The following is a 16,610-nucleotide window of genomic DNA, read 5'->3' on the forward strand; positions in this document are numbered from 1 at the left end:
TTTCCTTAAGTAAGCCGCGACTAATGACAGATGGTAAAGCCCGATACCGTGCGCAGCCGTACAAATAACTTAGCTAGTTCGCCATTATTACCCCGATCCGGTATCTTTAACCCGCATTCCTTACCGGAATCATAGGCTTTTTACCACCTCATATGGCCGATATCCCACGTCCGGCACCCGTTTCGTTTCCCGAGTTTCAACCTGTCATCACCGAGGCCTGGCAGGAGCGCATTCGTCGCGACTTAAAAGGGGCAGACCCCGCCGCGCTCCTGTGGCAGACAGCCGAAGGGTTTGACGTACAGCCGTTTTATCATCGGGAGGCGCTGGAAGCGTTAGGTGCTTTACCATCGCCCCTGCTACCGGCACCTGCTGCTCCCGACCGCTCCTGGCGCAATGTACCGGTGGTGCGCGTGGCGGCGCATAACAGCGGCCATGAGGCCGTAGATCAGGCCCGTATAAGCCTGGACCGCGGAGCCGATGGGGTGCATTTTATCTTCTCTGATGATGCCAGCGCTTTCGACGTAGACTATCTGCACAGCTTCCTGCCGCTCGATACCACCTTCATTGGGTACTCGCTGCCGCACCACCCAACCGGTCTACTACGTAGGCTGTTGGCTGCCAGCAAGGAGCTGAGGGGCTTTTTATTGACTGATTCGCTCACCCATCATACTACCAACTTCGCTAGCCAGTTGCCCGAGCTGCGGATGGTACTGAAGCTAACCCAACATCTACCTGATTTTCAGGCGCTGACCATTGATGCCAGCTTTTTTGGCAACCGGGGAGGTACCAATACCCAGCAGATTGGCTACGCGCTGAATGTAGCGGCGGCTTATTTGCAGGCCCTGCCCAACGCCGAGCTGAGCGTGGCTGACGTGGCAGCTGCCATGCAGCTTCACCTGGCCGTAGGAACCAGCTACTTTCTGGAAATCGCAAAGCTGCGAGCCGTGCGTCGGTTGTGGGCTACGCTGCTTCATGCCTTCGATTTGCTCCCCAGCCTTGCTCCTACGTTGCGTATCCATACCAGTACGTCATCTTGGCTGCAAACCACTTTGGATCCGCACACCAACTTATTACGCTTCACGACGGAGGCGATGGCGGCGGTGTTAGGCGGTGCCACTTCCCTCACCGTCGCGCCCTTCGATAGCCTATACCGCGAGCCAGGCGAGTTTTCGGCGCGCCTGGCGCGCAACTTATCTGTTATTCTGCGCGAGGAATCGCAGTTGGGCCGCGTGACTGATCCGGCCGCGGGCTCCTATTATCTCGAAACGCTCACCGACACTTTGGCTCGTGAGGCTTGGGCACTTTTCCAGGCCACCGAGGCAAAAGGTGGCTTACCTAAAGCCTGGGGCAGCGTGCTGGAAGAGCTGCGCGCTGTTAGCCGCCAGCAGTTTCACCGCATTGCTACCGGCGAGCAGGTAGTAGTAGGCAGCAACCGCTTTACGCAGCCCCAGGAAGAGTTTGAGTTCGATCCTAAAAAGCTGTTGCGCAGCCGCAGCTTCGATACTACTCGCGCCACGTACCCGACGGAGGTATTACGCCTGGTGACGGCCTTGCATTTCAAGCGGCAGCTCCAGCAGAATCAACGGGCCGCGGTGGTGCTTTTGGGTCAGGATACCAATCGCGCCCTTCTGGATTCCTTTCTCAAAACGCTGCCCCACGGAGAAAGAATCGCGTTGCCACTGTCTGAGCCCCCAGCTGACACGCTGTCGGTGCTGTTTTCCACGCCCGAAACAGTGACGCTGATGTACGCCACCGTTGAGCAGTACCGCGCTCTGGCCCGCGAGGTATCTGCTCCCGATTCAGCTGACCTTTCAGTTCACCTGCCTACCTTAATATCGAGCGACGTGGCGACCATGCAAGCTGCCATGCAACGCCATGGCTTTGATGAGCTCACTATAGATGGCTATAAAACCGCCGATATTCTCGCCCGACTACAGGGGAAAACCTAAGATTACTTCTTGTAAAACAGGTTGCTGACACAACTTTTATTCTGAGTAATCCTCAACTAGATATCCCAGGCCACCCAATCCTTCCTTAATCCATGAAGCCTGACTTTTCCCGGATTCCATACGATGCAGCGCCGTTGCTGCCCGCACCGGCCACGCCCACCGAAACGCTGACCCCCGAACAGATTCCGCTGCGCAGCCACTACACGGCCCATGATGTTGCCGGCCTCGATCATATGGGTTTTGGAGCGGGCGTAGCACCTTATCTGCGTGGTCCTTATGCTACTATGTATGTGCAAAATCCGTGGACTATCCGGCAGTACGCGGGGTTTTCGACGGCCGAAGAAAGCAACGCCTTCTACCGTCGGAACCTGGCTGGGGGGCAAAAAGGTCTTTCGGTCGCCTTCGATCTGGCTACCCACCGCGGCTACGACTCCGACCATCCCCGCGTGGAGGGCGACGTAGGCAAAGCAGGCGTCGCCATCGACTCGGTGGAGGACATGAAGATTCTCTTCGACCAGATTCCGCTGGATCAGATGTCGGTATCGATGACCATGAACGGGGCTGTGCTGCCAATTATGGCCTTCTACATCGTAGCGGCCGAGGAGCAGGGCGTGAGCCCGGAGAAGCTGGCGGGCACTATTCAGAATGATATTCTGAAGGAGTTTATGGTGCGCAACACCTATATCTATCCGCCCGCACCGAGCATGCGCATCATTGCCGATATTTTCGCCTACACGGCCCGGCACATGCCGCGCTTTAACAGCATCAGTATCAGTGGCTACCACATGCAGGAAGCCGGCGCTACCGCCGATCTGGAGTTGGCTTACACTCTCGCCGATGGCCTTGAGTACGTCCGCGCCGGCCTGGCCGTGGGTATGGACGTGGACCAATTTGCCCCCCGGCTGTCTTTTTGGGCCATTGGCATGAATCACTTCATGGAAATTGCCAAGCTACGCGCCGGTCGGTTGTTGTGGGCCAAGCTCATGCAGCAATTTGCCCCCCAGAACCCGAAGTCGCTGGCTTTGCGCACGCACTGCCAAACCTCGGGCTATTCTCTCACGGAACAGGACCCATTCAACAACGTCGCGCGCACCTGCATTGAGGCAATGGCCGCCGCGTTGGGCGGGACGCAAAGTTTGCACACAAATGCCCTCGACGAGGCTATTGCCCTGCCCACCGACTTCTCCGCGCGTATTGCTCGCAACACCCAGCTCTACCTTCAGCACGAAACCGACATTACCCGCGTCGTGGACCCATGGGGCGGCTCTTACTACGTGGAAAGCCTCACCCACCAGCTCGCCGATAAAGCTTGGGCGCTGATGCAGGAAGTGGAAGAACTGGGTGGCATGGCCAAAGCCATTGAAACTGGTTTGCCCAAAATGCGCATCGAAGAAGCTGCCGCCCGCAAGCAGGCCCGCATCGACTCAGGCAAGGAAATTATCGTGGGCGTAAATAAATACCGGCCTACTGAAGAGCACAAAATTGATGTGCTCGACATTGATAATGCCGCCGTACGGGAAGCGCAGCTTGCCCGACTGGCCACTATAAAAGCCGAACGTAACGCCGATAATGTGCAAGCAGCGCTGGAAGCGCTGACGGAAGCAGCTCGTAGTGGCGCAGAAAATCTGCTGACGCTGGCCGTACAAGCCGCCCGCGTGCGTGCTACGCTTGGTGAAATATCTGATGCCTTAGAAAAAGTGTATGGCCGCCATCAAGCCACCATCCGCGCCATTTCGGGCGTGTACTCTGCTGAGTTGGATTACGATGTCGAGTTTCAGCGCACCCGCGAAATGGCCGACGAGTACGCTAAGTTGGAAGGGCGTAGGCCGCGCATCCTGGTGGCTAAAATGGGCCAGGATGGCCACGACCGCGGCTCCAAAATAATCGCGACCAGCTTCGCCGACGTGGGCTTCGACGTGGATATCGGCCCCTTGTTCCAGACGCCGGCCGAGGTAGCCCGCCAAGCCACCGAAAACGATGTGCATGTGGTGGGTGTGAGTAGCCTAGCGGCGGGCCACAAAACTCTGATTCCGCAACTTATCGAGGAACTCAAAAAGCTCGACCGCGCTGATATTCTGGTAATTGCCGGCGGCGTGATTCCGGCTCAAGATTATGCGTTTCTATTCGAGGCGGGAGTAGCTGGAGTATATGGTCCAGGAACGGTAATTGCAGTGGCAGCTCAAGAAATATTGCAAAAGCTAAAGGAGCAGTAAAACTATTTGCTGCTTATGGCCTAAGTACAGATTTCTCCATATCCAGGTTGCTAAAACACGATGAACGTACGATCTATACTAGCTTATCAGTAGCTATACATGGTGAATATTGGCAGCATTTGCCCAACTTCAACTCTATTAGGCTTATTATTAAGAGGTAGTATGTGAGGTTTCAAATTGTTTTGCCTCTACTTATTTAGATGCATAAATAATACAACTGACGAGTTTTATTTAGCTATTTTCTCACTTAATTTGGTTTATCCAAATATAAATAGGATTTTTATAGGATTAAAATAATATTAAAGCATACATTGCATTGCCAATACGCTAGCCTAACTTCTTACAATTAATTTGATGAAAGCTCAGTTACGAAATACTTTAGCTCGGATTTATCGCTCCAGTGAGCGAGTGGTGCGGGAGAACTTACATCTGTACGACTCAGAAGATAAGCTAATAGCTGACTCTCAGCATTACTGGGAAGGCATTGATCGGGAGTACATTCCAGGTAATGCCCATTGGCGTGGCACGGGCGTATTCAAGAATAATGACGAGCGGTGGCTTAAGATGGGCCGTCACAATTATGAGATGTACCGCCGCCTAGCTGGTGTGGCAACCCTTGATAATCAGCCAGCCCGCATTGTAGACTGGGGCTGCGGCGGCGGCGCCAATGCCGTGCACTTCGCTTCCGGCTCAAGCCGCTATTATGGCACTGATATTACCGCTGCCAGCGTGAATGAGTGTCAGAAGCAATTAGTACAGGAAGGCTACCACAACTTTGTTCCCGTACAGTTTGAAGCGGGCACCCCTGAAACGGTCCTCAGCACGATTACAGAGCCCTGCGACCTGTTTTTCTCCACCTACGTCTTTGAAATTTTTCCTACCAAGGCGTACGGCACCCGTGTGCTGGACATTGCTTACAAACTATTGAAGCCGGGTGGGCAGGCTTTTATTCAGATCCGCTACGCTGATAATACGCCCATAAGCCAGCCGCACCGTTGGGGCTACGCCCAGAACTTGCCTCACATGGTAACGTACCGTATTGAGGAGTTTTGGGAAAACGCTATTAGCTGCGGTTTTGTACCCCAACTGGTTACTTTGGAAATTGAGCAGGAAGTAAAGCTGGGAAGGCGCTATGCTTACTATTTGCTGACAAAACCTTTTTAAAAGCTGAAGAGAAGCAAACTGTTTTATTAAAAGGAGGGCTGGCGTATCTAACACCCGTTAGATACGCCAGCCCTCCTTTTTAGGACCAAGCGCTAGCTTAGCGATACTCTTACCGAAGGCTTAATTACCTAACGCGGCAACACATCACGCCTATCTTTTCTCATCAAATTATCGACGCTCCAGGGTCCAGAACCTTGCACGGCGATATACAGAAACACGAAGCAGTAAATTACCGCCGGTTCTCCCTGATTCAGGATAGGAAGAGCCCCTTGCGGCGCATGGGCCATGAAATAGGCCACAGCCATGGTTCCACTGGCTATAAAGGCGGCACTGCGCGTTAAGAAGCCAAAGGCAATCAACAGGCCCCCGACCAACTCTATTATTCCGGCGAGGCCCATTAAAGAGGCAATTTCCACGGGTGGTTTATCACCGGGAAACCCTAATAGCTTTTGACTGCCGTGCATTGCGAAAAGCAAGCCCACCACAATGCGAAGCAAGGCATAGATGTAGGGGGCAAATCTGGCTAGGCTATCCATTAGGAGAATCCGTATGACCTATTTATTGACTTCGGAACAACCATGTCGGGAGCAATTGCGCGTTATACGGCAAATAGGCTTTTAAGGTAGCAAACAGTTATTGGAGCAACTGCAAAGCCTCCTCATTACCTTGCTGCACAGCCAGATCGAGGGCGGCAAGCCCGCGGATATCCCGAATGGTGGTATCGGCTCCGGCATCGAGCATGAGCTTCACTAGCTTATTGCGCCCAAACAAAGTGGCGAACATGAGGGCCGTGCCCCCATTGCCGTTTTGTAAGTTCAAATCGGCTCCCTGCGCTATCAGCAGGCTGGCAACTTCGGCGTGGCCTTTGAAGCAGACACCCATAAGGGCGTTGTTGCCGCCGGCATCCTGCACATCCACATCAGCCCCGGCTTCGAGCAAAAGCTGGACAGCTTCCAGTTGGTCGTCGTAGGCAGCTACGATCAGTGGGGTGAAGCCTTTGCCGTTCACGGTATTCACGTCGATGTTGGTGGCCAGCAGTTCTTTCAGATAAGGAACATCACCCCGACGGGCGGCATCAAACAATAAGTCTTCGGGGCGGGAGGAGGAAAACGACATGGAACGGTGAGTTTTAATGAAATGGTTGCAATCCATACGGCAGCAGCCCTGAACCGTCTATAGCGACAGCCCGTGGGGGGCAAATTCCGACCGTGGAAACTAACATACAAAATTGAGGCACTCTGGTTTTATACCGCTCAGCTCCTGGCCCGAAACCCTGCTTCTTTGCCTGCGGGCTTACCTACTTTTCTGGCGCATTTCCTGGCGGCGCATGGGCATGGTATCAATCGTCTCAAATAAGACTTTGGGGTCGATGGGAGCGGTCTCTTTGCGCTTTACGCCGCCATCCTTACCAATGAGCACCACTGCAAAACCGCCCGGCGCCACACCCAGCGTCTGACGTACATACTGCTTTTCGTTGGAGTTTAAGCTAGTTTCAATAGCCTCAATGATAAGTATATCACGCGCCTGCACCTGCGCTTTGGCGGCTGCCATGCCTGCCTTTTGCTGCCGTAGCTCCGCTGATTCGGCTGTGGGTGCGTAGAGGACCACTACCCGCTTCTGCCACCGCTGAGCTTTTACCTTCTCAGGCAATGTTGACTTAGCTGCTGGCGTCTGAGCCACACTTGCTAAAGCAACGCTACTGACTAGTAACACAAGAACAAAGGAGCGCAACATGTGCAATACCAAAGAAGTGAGACGGTTACAGCTTCAAACATGCAGGCGGACAATGGGAGGCTTTTCTAGTTTAGCTGGGTTCAAAAAAGCCCCCCAGCCAGTATTTTAACTCCGTAAAGCGCTTGCTTGTTACTTCTCGCCGCTGATTTTCGCCGGCGGTTGCCACCGACAGCTATATTATCTTGGCATGAAATTCCGTTTTCCTTACAGTAGCGCCCGTTACCACACCTGCTCCGGCGCTTTGCAACTTTATGAAACGACTTCTTTTTCTCTTCTTGTTTATTAGCCTGATTACCAACTCAAAAGCCTGGGCTCAGGCCGAGCAATCTACCTGGTATTTTGGCAATATGGCAGGGCTAAGCTTTGCCCAGGGCAAGCCCACTCCCCTGCTGGACAGCAAAATGGTGAGCAACGAGAACTGCGCCGTAGCCACTACCAAAACCGGGCAGCTGCTGTTCTATACTAACGGAGGCACCATTTTCAACCGTCAGCATCAGCCTATGCCCAACGGCCGCAAGCTGATGGGTGGCCAGGAAAGCACACAAGGCGTTCTGATTGTGCCTGACCCCGGCAGCGGCAACGTATTTTACGTTTTCACCACTGACTTTCAGGGCCGGCCCGGCGGCATGCGCTACTCCGTGGTGGACATGACCCGCGACAATGGCCTCGGCGACGTGCCGCGGGCCAATATGCTGCTCATTTCGCCGGTGGCCGAGAAGCTGGCCGCGGTACGCCACCAAAATGGCCGCGACGTGTGGGTGGTAGGCCACCGCTGGAACTCCAATGCCTTTGTGGCCTATCTCGTTACGGCCGATGGCGTTCAGACTAAGCCGATTTTAAGCAACGTCGGCACCATGCACGCCGGCCCCGGCCGCAATGCTATCGGCTGCATGAAGTTCTCGCCGGATGGCAACAAGCTGGCCGCCGCTATCTGGCGCGAAAGCAACAAATTTGAGGTATTCGACTTCGACCGTACAACGGGCTTAGTAAGCAAGCCGCGCCAATTTGGTCCCTACGAGGAAGCTTACGGCGTGGAGTTCTCGCCCGATGGCAGCAAGCTTTATAGCACCAACAACGGCACCGGCGGCGGAGCGGCCCAAATCTGGCAGTTTGATTTGAAGACCAGTAAAGCGACCAAAATAGGTGATTCGAAAAACCGCAAAATCGGGGCGCTCCAGCGGGGACCGGATGGTAAAATCTACGTGGCCCGCGAAGACAACCCCTTTTTAGGTGTCATTGAGACCCCCAATGCCGCGGGCTTAGCTTGCGGTTACAAAGACGATGGCATAAGCTTGGGGGGCAAACGCAGTAAGTTTGGCTTGCCTAATTTCATTGTCAAGTAAGGGCGCCCCACAACTATGGCCAAACGCTTCACCGCAGCCGAGTACGTGGCCGGCATTCAGGCCGGCAACCGCGTCGTGCTGAGCCGCGCCATTACGCTGGCGGAAAGCACCCTGGCTACCGACCAACAGCTCGCTCAACAGGTGCTCGACGCGGTTATGCCTCAGGCGGGCCACTCCATTCGGGTAGGCATTACGGGTGTGCCGGGCGTGGGCAAAAGCACGTTTATTGAAGCACTAGGGCTGTATTTGGTGAATAAGCTGGGCAAGAAGCTGGCCGTACTGGCCGTGGACCCCACCAGCCAACGCAGCGGCGGCAGCATCCTGGGCGACAAAACCCGCATGAGTGAGTTGGCGGCCCACCCGGCTGCCTACATTCGACCGTCGCCGGCAGGCGCCTCTCTGGGAGGCGTTACGCGCAGCACCCGCGCGGCCATGCTATTGTGCGAAGCGGCCGGCCACGATGTCATTTTTGTGGAAACCGTAGGCGTAGGCCAAAGCGAAACTGCTGTGCACGGCATGGTCGACTTTTTTCTGCTGCTGATGCTGGCCGGGGCCGGCGACGAGTTGCAGGGCATCAAGAAAGGCATCATGGAAATGGCCGACGCGGTGACCATCACTAAAGCCGACGCGGGCAATGAGTTGGCCGCGCGCCGCGCGCGTCGCGAGTACCAAAATGCCCTTCATCTTTTTCCCAAAGCTGCTTCCGGCTGGGCTCCCGTCGTTACGACCAGCTCGGCGCTGACGGGTACCGGCGTGGTGGAAGTATGGGGGGTAATAGAGCAATATCAAACGCAAATGCAGGCCAGCGGCTACTTTCAGCAGCGTCGGCAGGAGCAGAACCTGCACTGGCTATACGAGGCCATCCGGCAGGAGCTGGAAGAGCGGTTCTATGCCAACCCCCGCGTGCAACAGCAACTAACAAAAGTGCGGGAACAGGTGATGGGGGGCAAAAAATCACCTTTTGGCGCAGCCGCCGAGCTTTTAGGGTTGTAGCGTGAAGCTCAGATTGTTAGGAAGCAATACGCTGCTCCAGCAAATCCCATTGGTTGCCGTAGCAATCCTCGAACACGGCCACGCTACCGTAGCTTTCGTGCCGGGGCTCTTCCAGAAACCGTACGCCACGCTCTCGCAACAAAGTGTAGTCGCGCTGGAAATTGTCGGTGTACAGAAACAGAAATACCCTTCCACCCGCCTGATTACCAATTTGTTGAACTTGCTCCTCAGAAGCCACCTGGGCCAAGAGCAACTTGGTGGACGCTGACTGCGGCGGCGCTACCAGCACCCAGCGTTTGCCCTGCCCCAGGTCGGTGTCCTCTACCAGATCAAAGCCCAGCTTACCGGTATAAAAAGCCAAGGCTTCGTCATAGTCCCGGACGAGCAGAGTGAGAGCGCCAATGTGCTGTGCCATATAACAGTGGGGGCAAAAAGGAGTGATAGGGCTTTTACCTAGCTACTCTTACGCTTCAGCATCAGGTAATCGAGGTAGTACAACACCTTGATCGACAAGGAATTGCTATGGGGAGTATTTACGGTGTTGGTCAGATTGTCGAAGTAAAGCGGGGTGGCTTTGTCGGCGGTGAGGAAACTGGAGCCCGCGTTTTTCCACACTACGCTGATTTGGGAACCGGGCGCAAACCACCAGGAGTACACAGCATCCACGTTGAAAGCGTTGAAGCTCGTGTCGCGGTTGCGGCGGTAATCAATGGCTTCTTCCTGGCCTTTTTCCAGCAGTCGCACATAGTCGTAGTAGTGCACATTGCTGGTGTAGTGGCGCGTGCGGATGGTAAACGACATGCGGTTATTAAAGGTGTAAGATCCAGATAATGTGTTGGTTACCGTTACCACTCGTCGCCTGCCCAATACTGACTCGTCCAGATAAAGCTCGTCGAGGGGTTCCTGGCTGCTCATGCCGCCGGCGTAGCCAATCTGGTGGTTTTGCCGGCTCCAGCTCACGTCGTAGCGAAATGTCAGTTGGTTACTGACCCGGTAGCGCGGACTAATACCGATGCCAAGGCCCGTCCGGTTGGGCCGCCCCCGATCCTGAGCATAGTAGCGACCCGACAAGCTTATATCATATGCCAGCTTCTTGCGATAATCGGAAGAGACAAACATGCTGCCGCCCACGTTGGCGGGCACCCGCACGTACAGGCGGCCCAGCGGCGACACGCGCGGCTCGAAGTAGTCGTGGCGGCGGGGCGAGAGCGTCAAAATTGCCCCCCATCGTCATAAAGCTCTTGGTAAATGTGGTGTTGCCGCCGCCGTACAGCTGCACGCTCTGGTAGCGCTTGGGCCTATAAAGCACTTCGTTGCTGATGCCCCAATAGGTGTACATGTTATTCACCTTCCAGAAGGGCTTGTACTTATTATAGTTGAAATCGATGGACTGTTCAATGCTGTTATTGCTGAGCAGCAAGCCCAAATCATTCGAGTCATACGTGTCCGACTCAATGCCGTGGCTCACTTTCCAGGTGAAGTTGCCGCTGATCTTGCCCACGCCTACCTGGTATTTATAGCCATCCTGGTTGCGCACGTCGGCCTCCGAAGCGAACGACTTGCCACGGCGGCGCGAGTACACTACCTGCCCATCAATGGCGTAGGCGTTCTTTTTATCAGCGAAGCGAAAAAGCCCCCAGTCACGTTGGCGTCATACGTTTTGCCCCAGCGCGTGACGTTGGTATTGACGAGGCTCACGTAGGAGTTATTCTTCAACGACTGATCCAGCACCACGATATTATAGTTGGAAAAAGGCTGCGTCAACACGTCGCGCTCCTGCCCGGTGCTGTCGCGCACGGTAGCGTACACGTCGTTGGACAACGCGTTGAACAGCCCAATACCCAGTCCTTTACTCGTGCGGCCGGATATTTTGGCGGCATTCAGCAGGCGGGTTTCGCCAGGGTTTTTAACTACTTGCTCGCCTGTGCCAAGCTGGCCCTCGACGGCATAAAACCCAACGGGTTGGGCTCCTACCCGACGGGAATAAAAGAGGTTGCCTTTATTAAACAGCTCAGTGCCCTCGGTAAAGAACTGGCGGTTCTCGTTGTACTGCACCTCAAAAGGCGTGAGGTTGAGCACCACATTGTCGCTTTGGGTTTGGCCAAAATCAGGTACCAGCGTAGCATCGAGGGTGAAGCTCTCGTTGATGCCGTACTTAATGTCGGCGCCGCCGTTGAACGACGTGCTGGTGTTGCGCACGCCCTGTTCCTGGTAAGGATAATGGTTGAGGTAAGTGGAAACGTAAGGCGTAAGCGAGAGGCGCAACGGCGGCTTGATGTCGCGGATGCCCTGCAATTGGCCCCATTGGTTTACAAAGCCATCGGCTTCGGGCTTTATCTCGTTCCAGAAAAAGCGCTGGTTGTCGCGCTTACGCTGACGCATGAAGTTGAGGCCCCAGAGCTGCTCGGGCGCGGCGCTGAAGCGAATAGCCGAGTACGGAATGCGCATTTCAACTACCCAGTCGGTGCCACGTAGAGCCGTACGCGCATCCCACACAGCATTCCAGGCAAAGTCTTCGCCACTGGCAGGCGAGTAGCGCGCATCCAGCTGTACGCCGCCCGGCGTGACGAAGAAGCTATAGCCATTGAGCTTGTCGTTGTAGGTATCGAGGAAAATGGCGATAAAATCGGTATTGCCGAGGTCGTCGCGGGCAGTAAGCTCGCGCATAATGGAGTCGGCCGATGATTCGTGCATCACGGCTCCTATATAGAGCGCCGCATCGTCATACATTACGCGCACTTCCGTACGGTTCTTCTCGCGCGGGCCGGGGTTTGGCCTATTCTGAATAAAATCGGTGGCTATGGGTGCTTCCTGCCACTGGGCCTCATCGAGCAGGCCATCAAGCTTAATAGGCTGAGTGAGGCGGACGGCCTGCAGTTGGCGCTTGGGCGCAGCAGCATTAGTGTTAGACTCTGGTGCCGTGGGGAGCAAATTTTGCCCCCCAGCCACGTATGTAAGCAATCCGAAACACCAACAAAGTAAAAACCGCCGCATAATATGTAAATGTGAGACCCGGATTTTCCGCCGATAAGCCAATAGATGCACGAAGCCTAATGAGAGTTGCCGCGGGGGCATTTATAATGAAGCTGTTTAGAAAGTCGTCAGACGGTCATGCTCATCTGGCGTCCGCGAAGTCGAAGCATCTCTACCGCTTCGTTGAACGGCTCATACGAAGCGGTAGAGATGCTTCGACTTCGCTCAGCATGACGTTCCAAAGGCTTTTTCGACTTTCTAAACAGCTTCAATACCAAAGCCGGCTTTCTGCTTTAGAAAGCCGGCTTTTTCCAGAAGCAAAGAGGTAAGAGCTACTCCTGAATGGAGATGTTCATATTGAACTTACTATTCTTGCCTTCCCCCAGCAGCTGCCGATACTTAGCCGCCAGCTCATCTGACTGGCGCTTGCCGTTCACGGTCATGCTGGTGGCGTTAATCTGAAACTGGTAGGACTTATCATTCTTGCCAATCAGCCCATCCGCGCGCAATTGCTTGCCCAAATCCATAGAGTTAATAGCTGGGGCGCGGGGCACACGAGGAGGAGCCGGTGGCACAGGCGGCGCTGGTACTCCGGGTGCCAAAGGAGCGACTGGTGGCACAGGCGGCGCCGGAGGAGCCATAATATAGGTGCTAGAGCCTTCATTGCTTGAGTAAATGCGATTTACATTGCCCCCGTTGTAGCTTAGTATCACTTTACCCGTGGTGCCTATCGTGCGGCCAGTGCCTTCTTCGAACAGCTTGCGGTACTTATTCAAGACAGTTTCTGGCTGCTTCTCGCCATTCACTTTCAACTCGTTGGCGGTAAGCTCAAACTGGAAGTTTTGTTTGTCCTTAATCAGTCCGTCTTTGACTAGCTCGGCAATGATGGCATCTTCCGATTTGCGTGTCCGCTCATCGCGCGCAGCGCGCACTTTGTCGCGCTCACCACGCTCCTGGTCCCAAATGGCTCGCTGACGGTCGCGCTCTGCCTGCATTCTATCCCGCTCGGCTTGCTGCCGGTCGCGCACCTGCTCCTGCTCCTGCCGCACGTCTTCTATCTTCTCCCTGATTTTTTCTCTCACTGATTCATTGTCAGCGCGCCGCTCGGCGTCTCTTAAGCTTTGCTCCGCCAAACGTAGCGCTTGGCCACGGGATCTTTCTGTATCCACGAGTTGAGCAAGCTGGGCACTACCATTCAGGTGGCGCTCGACCTTAGCCCGAATCAGCCGACGCTCATCAATATTTTCGGCGATTTTGGGCAGTACCACCTCACGAATTTCATCCCAATTCTTACCTGTTACAGTTAAGTTACCTCCATTCTCATAATCAAATCGCACCGTAGCGGGAGCCTCAGCGTGTACAACGCGACGACCTGAGTTCAGCCGAATAACCTGCGTGCCTTCGTCTTTGCTCTTCTTGCGAGACGCATTTAGCTCCTGCGCATCAATGCGGTTCCCATCGATATACATTTCTGTCAAGCGGCCTTTCTTATCGCGTTCCAGCACAATCGTTCCCGCATCGCGGCGGCCCCGCGCGCCATCCTGAATGATAACAACCCGGTTATCGTCCTTACTACGGCGCTTCTTTTTGTCTTTGTCCTTATCCTTGTTGCTTACTTCCACTGCCTCAACTAAAGGACCCTGGGGGGCATTTTCGGCGATGGATGGCGACAACATCAGACCGGGTATGAGGTCAGCCCGCCAAGTATTGCCCATTGCCATCATCTTGTTGCCGCCAGCTTTGAAATGCGGATCAGCCATGGAGAAGGCTGTACTTACACCCAGCAGCACGATGCCGCCCAGCACTACCACGGCCGCCATAAAGCCTTCGGAAAATGTAGGAGCCGACCGGCGCTGCACCAACCGCCGAACGCGGCCTAGCAGCGAGCCATCTGGCCCGACGGCGGCCACCGCCAGTCGGGGCGCTGAAAAACGGTCGTGGCCTAGCTCGGCTAGTCCGGTAAGCGCCTGCGCCAACGTAAGCGGACTGCCACACAGAGCGGTAGCCATATCGTCGCAGCAGTTTTCGCGCTCGGTGCGCAGGCAGGCATTCACAAACCAAACGCCGGGATGATAGAAAAAGAGAATCTCGGTAATGGACTGCACGAGGTTCATCAGATAATCGCGCCGGATAATATGCGCCAGCTCGTGCGCCAGAATGGCCTCCAGGTGTGCTTGGCTCAGCCCCGAAATAGTGCCCAATGGCAGCAGAATAACTGGGCTTAGATGGCCCGCCACCAGCGGCGCTTTCACCAGCGCCGACTCCAGCAGCGTCACCGACCGGCGCAGCCCCGCCCGATTGCCGAGCTCCGTCAGGCGGCGCTGCCACACGGCCGGTAACGGCCGCACGCGGTAGTGGCGCAGACGGTCCAGGTAAGCCAGCCCACCCAGAAAACGCAGCGTCATGGTCAGCAAGCCAAGTAGCCACGCGGTTACAATCAGGGGTAAGTGTTGGTCGAAATACGGTAGCCACGACGCATCAGTCCCAACTGTGGGTGCTACGGTCTGCACGGCTGCGGTTGCTGTTGGGCGCTTGTCGAAGGCATATACCAATGGCAAATTGCCCCCCAGACTAGCAGGAACAGCCGTATGAGCATTTTCAGTTGTTGTAGCCAAGACAGTAGGAACAACCGCCTCCGCGTTAGAACCGCCGGCCAGATAATAGCGACCAAACGTAACGACCGACAAGCCCAGCAGCGCGACCAGCGCCACGCCCGCCACCCGGTAGCGAATGCGGGCCGTGTGCTGACGCAGCAGCAGCAACAGCCCGGCCAGCGCCAATGCCACTACTGCTCCTTGCCACAACGAATGCACGATAGTCCAGCCCAGGGCCCGTACAACGGCCGGGGACAGAAGATGCTCAAGCCAGTTCATTGGTCCCTCCTTTCTCGGTTGTGTTTTTTTGCTCTTCCATTTCGTTCAGCAGGTCACGAATCTGATCCAGTTCAGCCTGAGAGGTGCGCTGGTGCCCGAGGGCCTGCACCACTAGTTTGAGCGCTGAGCCACCAAAAGCCGCATCCAGGAGGCGGTCGATGAGCAGGCCCTGGGTTTCCTCCTCGCGCAGCGCGGCCCGATACACGTGGGTGCGGCTATCGTCGTCGCGGAGCACGAGGCCCTTGTCGAGCATGAGCTGGAGTAGCTTCAGCGTAGTGGTGTAGCCTACGTCGCGCTTCTTGTTTAGCTCGTCGTTTACAAATCGGACGGTAGTGGGGCCGTGCTGCCAGAGCACCTGCAAAATCTCCAACTCCGATTCGGTAGGCTTGGGGAGGGGTCGCTTGCTCATTGATTCTGGACGTTATGGTGGTACGAAGGAATTCGTATGACAAACATATACGAAACTCATCGTACTAACAAGTTTTATCTACGAATATTTTCGTAAAATATTTACTACGTGATTATCATCTACCTAAAGTCACGGAATTAAGCAGATAGTTGTGCCTTTTCTATGGCAAAGCGTCTAGTCGGATAAGTATAATAAGATGTTGTATCCACCCATTGATTTATACTTAAGCATGATACCTAAATATATCACTAAAGATGTAAAACCACTTGTTTTTGAAGATAAAGGCCTGATCCATAAATCATTGTTATTATAATATATCATTATTATAATGACTTTATATATCGAAGGCATCATAACATAACTGTTGAGCTTTATGAAAAAAGCACGAATATTTTTCTAATCAATTTTCAACTTAGCAGGAGGCGCTCCGTATTATTTGGTACCTGAGCATCACCACTTAATCAACAGCTATCAGTGCGTCCGCCTATGGAGCCTTCCAACAATCATTTCGAAAACCAGCAGCCTTATCAGGTGCCTGATTCGCGCGTGACGATTCCTGTAGTGGAAGAGCAATTGCAGATTGGAAAGGATGTGGTTGAGACTGGCCGTATTCGCGTGTCGAAAACGGTACAGGAAGAGCAGCAAGTGGTTGATGTATCTGTTATTCAGGAGGAAGTAAATGTGGAGCGGGTAGCCATCAACCAATATGTTGCTACGCCACCGGCGGTCCGCTATGAGGGCGACACGATGATAATGCCCATTCTACGGGAAGTATTAGTCGTTGAAAAACGGCTGTTGCTAGTAGAAGAAGTACGTATCACGAAGCACCAGACAGAAACGCGTACTCCCCAACAAATAACGCTACGCAAGGAAGAAATTCACTTGCACCGCGTAGATACTAACCCCGCCTCTTCTTCAAACCCAACTACCTAGACTTTACCCAATTATTAATCTTTCTT

13 protein-coding genes and 1 pseudogene are annotated in these 16,610 nt (G+C 54.4%); 6 read left to right on the forward strand and 8 right to left on the reverse strand.

Annotated elements, in window-relative coordinates:
- The first annotated feature begins 152 nt into the window (after window positions 1-152).
- From MKZ35_RS11530 to MKZ35_RS11540, 3 genes are all read left to right on the forward strand, one after another.
- Window positions 153-1,949 (forward strand): methylmalonyl-CoA mutase family protein, encoded by a 1,797-nt coding sequence (locus tag MKZ35_RS11530; RefSeq protein ID WP_482513432.1) that lies wholly within the window; start codon window positions 153-155, stop codon window positions 1,947-1,949.
- A gap of 92 nt (window positions 1,950-2,041) precedes the next feature.
- Complete coding sequence (gene scpA, locus MKZ35_RS11535) at window positions 2,042-4,162, forward strand: methylmalonyl-CoA mutase (RefSeq protein WP_482513433.1); 2,121 nt, start codon at window positions 2,042-2,044, stop codon at window positions 4,160-4,162.
- 354 nt (window positions 4,163-4,516) lie between these two features.
- A complete protein-coding gene (locus MKZ35_RS11540) occupies window positions 4,517-5,326 on the forward strand; it encodes a class I SAM-dependent methyltransferase (RefSeq protein WP_482513434.1) in 810 nt (269 codons plus the stop codon).
- Between the two features lie 128 nt (window positions 5,327-5,454).
- Here MKZ35_RS11540 and MKZ35_RS11545 read toward each other — a convergent pair whose 3' ends face one another.
- The 3 genes from MKZ35_RS11545 to MKZ35_RS11555 form a co-directional block, all read right to left on the reverse strand.
- Window positions 5,455-5,862, reverse strand: a complete 408-nt coding sequence (locus tag MKZ35_RS11545; protein ID WP_482513435.1) for a DoxX family protein — start codon at window positions 5,860-5,862, stop codon at window positions 5,455-5,457.
- Between the two features lie 97 nt (window positions 5,863-5,959).
- Window positions 5,960-6,442: an ankyrin repeat domain-containing protein gene (locus MKZ35_RS11550; protein ID WP_482513436.1), complete on the reverse strand. Its 483-nt coding sequence runs from the start codon at window positions 6,440-6,442 to the stop codon at window positions 5,960-5,962.
- A 177-nt stretch (window positions 6,443-6,619) separates the two neighbouring features.
- Complete coding sequence (locus tag MKZ35_RS11555; protein WP_482513437.1) at window positions 6,620-7,006, reverse strand: DUF4174 domain-containing protein; 387 nt, start codon at window positions 7,004-7,006, stop codon at window positions 6,620-6,622.
- Between the two features lie 305 nt (window positions 7,007-7,311).
- On the opposite strand from MKZ35_RS11555, the gene MKZ35_RS11560 reads away from it, so the two are divergent.
- Entirely contained in the window at window positions 7,312-8,403 is a 1,092-nt protein-coding gene (locus MKZ35_RS11560) for a hypothetical protein (protein WP_482513438.1), read from the forward strand.
- A gap of 15 nt (window positions 8,404-8,418) precedes the next feature.
- Window positions 8,419-9,396: a methylmalonyl Co-A mutase-associated GTPase MeaB gene (gene meaB / locus MKZ35_RS11565; protein WP_482513439.1), complete on the forward strand. Its 978-nt coding sequence runs from the start codon at window positions 8,419-8,421 to the stop codon at window positions 9,394-9,396.
- Window positions 9,397-9,412: 16 nt separating this feature from the next.
- Here the strand turns inward: meaB and MKZ35_RS11570 are convergent, their stop codons facing one another.
- The 5 genes and pseudogenes from MKZ35_RS11570 to MKZ35_RS11590 all read right to left on the reverse strand — a co-directional run bounded on the left by MKZ35_RS11570 (window position 9,413) and on the right by MKZ35_RS11590 (window position 15,651).
- The gene (locus tag MKZ35_RS11570) at window positions 9,413-9,811 is read right to left on the reverse strand and encodes a VOC family protein (protein ID WP_482513440.1); all 399 of its coding nucleotides are present in this window, start codon (window positions 9,809-9,811) and stop codon (window positions 9,413-9,415) included.
- 38 nt (window positions 9,812-9,849) lie between these two features.
- A complete protein-coding gene (locus tag MKZ35_RS11575; RefSeq protein WP_482513441.1) occupies window positions 9,850-10,611 on the reverse strand; it encodes a DUF5916 domain-containing protein in 762 nt (253 codons plus the stop codon).
- A gap of 55 nt (window positions 10,612-10,666) precedes the next feature.
- Window positions 10,667-12,471, reverse strand: a pseudogene (locus MKZ35_RS11580) (DUF5916 domain-containing protein); the annotation flags it as partial.
- Window positions 12,472-12,701: 230 nt separating this feature from the next.
- Window positions 12,702-15,242, reverse strand: coding sequence for a M56 family metallopeptidase (locus MKZ35_RS11585; RefSeq protein ID WP_482513442.1), 2,541 nt, complete (start codon window positions 15,240-15,242; stop codon window positions 12,702-12,704).
- Window positions 15,229-15,651, reverse strand: coding sequence for a BlaI/MecI/CopY family transcriptional regulator (locus tag MKZ35_RS11590; RefSeq protein WP_482513443.1), 423 nt, complete (start codon window positions 15,649-15,651; stop codon window positions 15,229-15,231). Before MKZ35_RS11590 ends, MKZ35_RS11585 begins: the two co-directional genes overlap by 14 nt.
- Window positions 15,652-16,137: 486 nt before the next feature.
- Between MKZ35_RS11590 and MKZ35_RS11595 the strand changes: the two genes are divergently transcribed.
- Window positions 16,138-16,584 carry a YsnF/AvaK domain-containing protein gene (locus tag MKZ35_RS11595; RefSeq protein ID WP_482513444.1) on the forward strand — a complete coding sequence of 149 codons (447 nt, stop codon included), beginning with the start codon at window positions 16,138-16,140 and terminating at the stop codon, window positions 16,582-16,584.
- The last annotated feature ends 26 nt before the right edge of the window (window positions 16,585-16,610 follow it).

Source organism: Hymenobacter sp. R533113 (assembly GCF_056835965.1).

What these genes read in the sequence shown, in the direction of transcription:
- MKZ35_RS11530 (WP_482513432.1), top strand. Translation starts at nt 153, where the DNA reads ATGGCCGATATCCCACGTCCGGCACCCGTTTCGTTTCCCGAGTTTCAA.
- scpA (WP_482513433.1), top strand. Translation starts at nt 2,042, where the DNA reads ATGAAGCCTGACTTTTCCCGGATTCCATACGATGCAGCGCCGTTGCTG.
- MKZ35_RS11540 (WP_482513434.1), top strand. Translation starts at nt 4,517, where the DNA reads ATGAAAGCTCAGTTACGAAATACTTTAGCTCGGATTTATCGCTCCAGT.
- MKZ35_RS11545 (WP_482513435.1), bottom strand. Translation starts at nt 5,862, where the DNA reads ATGGATAGCCTAGCCAGATTTGCCCCCTACATCTATGCCTTGCTTCGC.
- MKZ35_RS11550 (WP_482513436.1), bottom strand. Translation starts at nt 6,442, where the DNA reads ATGTCGTTTTCCTCCTCCCGCCCCGAAGACTTATTGTTTGATGCCGCC.
- MKZ35_RS11560 (WP_482513438.1), top strand. Translation starts at nt 7,312, where the DNA reads ATGAAACGACTTCTTTTTCTCTTCTTGTTTATTAGCCTGATTACCAAC.
- meaB (WP_482513439.1), top strand. Translation starts at nt 8,419, where the DNA reads ATGGCCAAACGCTTCACCGCAGCCGAGTACGTGGCCGGCATTCAGGCC.
- MKZ35_RS11570 (WP_482513440.1), bottom strand. Translation starts at nt 9,811, where the DNA reads ATGGCACAGCACATTGGCGCTCTCACTCTGCTCGTCCGGGACTATGAC.
- MKZ35_RS11585 (WP_482513442.1), bottom strand. Translation starts at nt 15,242, where the DNA reads ATGAACTGGCTTGAGCATCTTCTGTCCCCGGCCGTTGTACGGGCCCTG.
- MKZ35_RS11590 (WP_482513443.1), bottom strand. Translation starts at nt 15,651, where the DNA reads ATGAGCAAGCGACCCCTCCCCAAGCCTACCGAATCGGAGTTGGAGATT.
- MKZ35_RS11595 (WP_482513444.1), top strand. Translation starts at nt 16,138, where the DNA reads ATGGAGCCTTCCAACAATCATTTCGAAAACCAGCAGCCTTATCAGGTG.